This window comes from Mesorhizobium sp. M4A.F.Ca.ET.020.02.1.1, assembly GCF_004022645.1.
Classification (GTDB): Bacteria; Pseudomonadota; Alphaproteobacteria; order Rhizobiales; family Rhizobiaceae; genus Mesorhizobium.
In genome coordinates, this window is sequence record NZ_RZOI01000506.1 from 1 (window position 1) to 4,544 (window position 4,544).

The 4,544-nt window shown below is 66.1% G+C and carries 4 protein-coding genes; all 4 read left to right on the plus strand.

Going from position 1 to position 4,544, the window contains the following annotated elements:
* A partial coding sequence (locus tag EN742_RS25300; protein ID WP_128333412.1) for a 3-hydroxyacyl-CoA dehydrogenase NAD-binding domain-containing protein occupies positions 1-764 on the plus strand: 764 nt, incomplete at its 5' end.
* A gap of 4 nt (positions 765-768) precedes the next feature.
* On the plus strand, positions 769-1,932 hold the full coding sequence (locus tag EN742_RS25305) for an acyl-CoA dehydrogenase (protein ID WP_127406913.1): 1,164 nt from the start codon (positions 769-771) through the stop codon (positions 1,930-1,932).
* A gap of 64 nt (positions 1,933-1,996) precedes the next feature.
* On the plus strand, positions 1,997-4,075 hold the full coding sequence (locus tag EN742_RS25310) for an acetate--CoA ligase family protein (RefSeq protein WP_127406912.1): 2,079 nt from the start codon (positions 1,997-1,999) through the stop codon (positions 4,073-4,075).
* Positions 4,068-4,544, plus strand: a 477-nt coding sequence (locus EN742_RS25315; protein WP_189375576.1) for an enoyl-CoA hydratase-related protein, incomplete at its 3' end; no start/stop codon positions are given. The genes EN742_RS25310 and EN742_RS25315, both read left to right, overlap by 8 nt.

The window sequence follows — 4,544 nt, forward strand, 5'->3', positions numbered from 1 at the left end:
CCGGCATCAAGCCGACCGACATGCAGGTGGCGATGAAGAAGCACCCGGAGCGGCTGGTCGTCGGCCATCCGTTCAACCCGGTCTATCTCCTGCCGCTGGTCGAGATCGTCGGCGGCGAGCAGACCTTCCCGGAGGCGATCGAGGTCGCCAAGGAACTTTACGCCTCGATCGGCATGAAGCCGGTGGTGGTGCGCAAGGAGATCGAGGCCTTCGTCGGCGACCGCCTGCTCGAAGCCGCCTGGCGCGAGGCGCTGTGGCTGGTCAAGGATGGCATCTGCACCGTCGAGGAACTCGACGACATCATGCGCTATTCCTTCGGCCTGCGCTGGGCGCAGATGGGCATGTTCCAGGTCTACCGCGTCGCCGGCGGTGAGGCCGGCATGCGCCACTTCATGGCGCAGTTCGGCCCTTGCCTGAAATGGCCGTGGACCAAGTTGATGGACGTGCCGGAGTTCAACGATGAGTTGGTCGATCTCATCGCCACCCAGTCGGACGAGCAGGCGCACGGCCTGTCGATCCGCGAGCTGGAAAAGATCCGCGACGACAATCTGGTCGCGATCATGGAGGCGCTGTCGAAGCAGAACAAGGGCAAGGGCTGGGGCGCCGGCGCGCTGCACAAGGACTATACCAGGCAGCTCGCCAAGCTGGCGGCGAAGAAGCCGGTCTCCAAGGCGGCCGAGAAGGCCAAGGCTGCCAAGCCGGTGAAGAAGGCCGTGAAGCCGGCAAAGGCCGAAAAGTCGAAGAAGAGCAAGAAGAAGGGCTGAGGCGATGGATTTCGGTCTTTCCGAGGAACAAAAGCTCATCGTCGAGACGACGCGCGCCTTCGTCGAGAACGAGCTTTATCCGCATGAGCGCGAGGTGGAGCGCACCGGCGTGCTGCGCCGCGAGCTGATCGACGAGCTGAAGGCCAAGGCGCTCGAGGCCGGGCTCTACGCCGCCAACATGCCGGCCGATGTCGGCGGCGCCGGCCTCGATACGGTGAGTTGGCTGCTCTACGAGAAGGAGCTCGGCCGCGCCAACTACGCGCTGCACTGGACCTGCGTAGCGCGTCCTTCCAACATCCTGCTCGCCGGCACGCCGGAGCAGCGCGAGAAATATCTCTTCCCCTGCATCCGCGGCGAGAAGTGGGACTGCCTGGCAATGACCGAGCCCGGCGCCGGCTCCGACCTGCGCGGCATGAAGGCCACCGCCGTGCAGGATGGCGACGACTGGGTGCTGAACGGCACCAAACACTTCATCAGCCATGCCGACATCGCCGACTTTGCGATTTGTTTCATGGCTTCAGGCGAAGAGGATTCGCCGCGCGGCAAACGCAAGAAGATCACCGCCTTCTTCGTCGACAAGGGCACCAGGGGCTTTGCCGTGCGCGACGGCTACCGCAACGTCTCGCATCGCGGCTACACCAACGCCATCCTCGAATTCGATGATTGCCGGCTGCCGGCGAGCCAGGTCCTGGGCGAGGTGCACAAGGGTTTCGAGGTTGCCAATTCCTGGCTCGGCGCCACTCGCCTGCAGGTCGGCGCCACCTGCCTCGGCCGCGCCGAGCGTGCGCTTGGCCACGCCATCGAGTACGCCGCCCAGCGCCAGCAGTTCGGCCAGCAGATCGGCAAGTTCCAGGGCGTGTCGTTCAAGCTCGCCGACATGGCGACGGAGTTGAAAGCCGCCGACCTGATGGTGTTCGAAGCCGGCTGGAAGTACGATCAGGGCACCGTCACCGACCAGGACATGGCCATGGCCAAGCTGAAGGCTACAGAGATGCTGGCTTTCGTCGCCGACGAGGCGATCCAAATCCATGGCGGCATGGGGCTGATGGACGATCTGCCGCTGGAGCGCATCTGGCGCGACGCCCGCGTCGAGCGCATCTGGGAAGGCACTTCGGAGATTCAGCGACATATTATTTCGCGGGCGCTGCTGCGTCCGTTTGGGGCTTAGAGCATGATGCCCAAAGCCGGGATCCGGCTTTTGGAGAAGATCATGCTCAAACGAAAAGATGGCCATGCATAAACTCGAACGTCTCCTGCGCCCGAAATCGATCGCCGTGTTTGGCGGCGCACAGGCCGCCGCCGTCGTCGCGCAATCGATCAAGATGGGCTTTGCCGGCGAAATCTGGCCGGTGCACCCGACCAAGGACGAGGTTGCCGGCCGCAAGGCCTACCGCTCCGTCGCCGAATTGCCCGGCGCGCCCGATGCCGCTTTCGTCGGCGTCAACCGGCATCTTTCCATCGAGGTGGTCAAGGCTCTGGCAGAGCGCGGCGCCGGCGGCGCCGTCTGCTTCGCCGCTGGCTTCCTCGAGACCGAAGCCTATGACGAGGACGGCGAGCGGCTGCAGGCTGAATTGGTTACGGCCGCCGGCCAGATGCCGATCATCGGCCCCAACTGCTACGGCCTCATCAACTATGCCGACGGCGCGCTGCTCTGGCCCGACCAGCATGGCGGCATCAGGCTGCCCGACAGCGGCAAGGGCGTCGCCATCATCACCCAGTCGTCCAACATCGCCATCAACATGACGATGCAGAAGCGCGGCCTGCCGATCGCCTTCCTGATGACCGCCGGCAATCAGGCGCAGACCGGCCTCTCGGAAATGGCCCTCGGCCTGATCGAGGATGAGCGCGTCACCTCGCTCGGCCTGCACATCGAGGCCTTCGATTCGGTCGCCGGTTTCGAGCGGCTTGCGGCCAGGGCGCGCGAGCTGAGGAAGCCGATCATCGCCATGAAGGTCGGCCGCTCGGAACAGGCGCGGCAGGCGACGGTGTCGCACACCGCCTCGCTGGCCGGCTCGGACGCCGCTTCCGGCGCCTTCCTGAGGCGGCTCGGCATCGCCCGCGTCGATTCCATTCCAGCCTTCATCGAGGCGCTGAAGCTGCTGCACATCACCGGGCCGCTGCCCGGCTACAAGCTGTCGTCGATGAGCTGCTCGGGCGGCGAGGCCTCGGTGATGGCCGACAGCGCGGAGGGGCGCTGGGTGCATTTCCCGCCTCTGACCGACAAGCATCGCGTCCATGTCAAGTCGACGCTGGGGCCGCTGGTCGCGGTCGCCAATCCGCTCGACTACCACACCTTCATCTGGAACAACGAGCCGGCTATGACGGCCACCTTCACCGCGATGGTGTCGGGCGGCTTCGACCTCAACATGCTGGTGCTCGACTTCCCGCGTCCCGACCGCTGCTCCGACACCGACTGGTGGGCGACGCTGCGCGCTTTCGAGGCGGCGCTGAAGACCAACAGCGCGCAAGGCGCGATCGTGTCCTCACTGCCGGAAAACCTGCCGGAGGAATATACCGCCGGGCTGATGGCGCGCGGCATGGTGCCGTTGTTCGGCATCTCGGAAGCCATGGATGCCGCTCAGGCGGCCGCCTTCATCGGCTGGGCCTGGCGCGAGCCCGAGGCACAGCCGGTCGACACCAGCGCCGCGGGCGCGGCCGACGCCGGCCATGTTACGCCCGACGAGGCCGAGGCCAAGGCGCGGCTGATCAAGGCCGGGCTACCGGTGCCGAAGGGCGAGCGCGCCGCCAATGCGGTTGAGGCGGTGATTTCGTCGATGGCGCTAGGCTTCCCGGTGGCGCTGAAGGCGCTGGGCGTCACCCACAAGTCGGAAGTCGGCGCGGTGATCCTCAACCTCAAGGATGCCGAATCCGTGAGCACCGCCGCGCATGACCTCCTGCCGCTCGGCACCGGCCTCTATGCCGAGCGCATGGTGCGCGACGGCGTCGCCGAGCTGATCGTCGGCTTCACCCGCGACCCGATGTTCGGCGCGGTGATGACGCTCGGCACCGGCGGCGTGCTGGTCGAGCTCCTGCGCGACAGCGTCACTTTGATGCTGCCGGCGACCCGCGACGATATCGAGGCGGCATTGCGTGGACTGAAGCTCTACCCACTGCTCGAAGGCTATCGCGGCCGGCCCAAGGCCGATGTCCAGGCGGCCATCGACGCCATCGCCGGCATCGCCGGCTTTGTGCAGCAGAATGCCGGCGAGATCGAGGAGCTCGACATCAATCCGCTGATCGTCTGCGCCGAAGGCAAGGGCGCCTGGATCGCCGACGCGCTGCTGGTGCTTGGAGAGAAGAAGAATGCCTGACGTCATTTCGACCCGCCGCGAGGGCACGATCCTCGAAGTCACGCTTGACCGGCCGAAGGCCAATGCCATCGACCTGAAGACGTCGCGGCTGATGGGCGAGACGTTCAAGGCGTTCCGCGACGATCCCGACCTGCGTGTCGCCATCGTCAGGACCGCCGGCGACAAGTTCTTCTGCGCCGGCTGGGACCTCAAGGCGGCGGCCGGCGGTGACGCGGTCGACGGCGATTACGGCGTCGGCGGCTTCGCCGGCCTGCAGGAATTGCGCGACCTCAACAAGCCGGTCATCGCTTGCGTCAACGGCATGGCGGTCGGCGGCGGCTTCGAGCTGGCGCTGTCCTGCGATCTCATCTACGCCGCCGACCATTCCTCCTTCGCGCTGCCCGAGATCCGCGCCGGCACGCTTGCCGATGCCGCGACGATCAAGCTGCCGAAGCGCATTCCCTACCATGTCGCCATGGACCTCCTGCTC

What these genes read in the sequence shown, in the direction of transcription:
- EN742_RS25305 (WP_127406913.1), top strand. Translation starts at nt 769, where the DNA reads ATGGATTTCGGTCTTTCCGAGGAACAAAAGCTCATCGTCGAGACGACG.
- EN742_RS25310 (WP_127406912.1), top strand. Translation starts at nt 1,997, where the DNA reads ATGCATAAACTCGAACGTCTCCTGCGCCCGAAATCGATCGCCGTGTTT.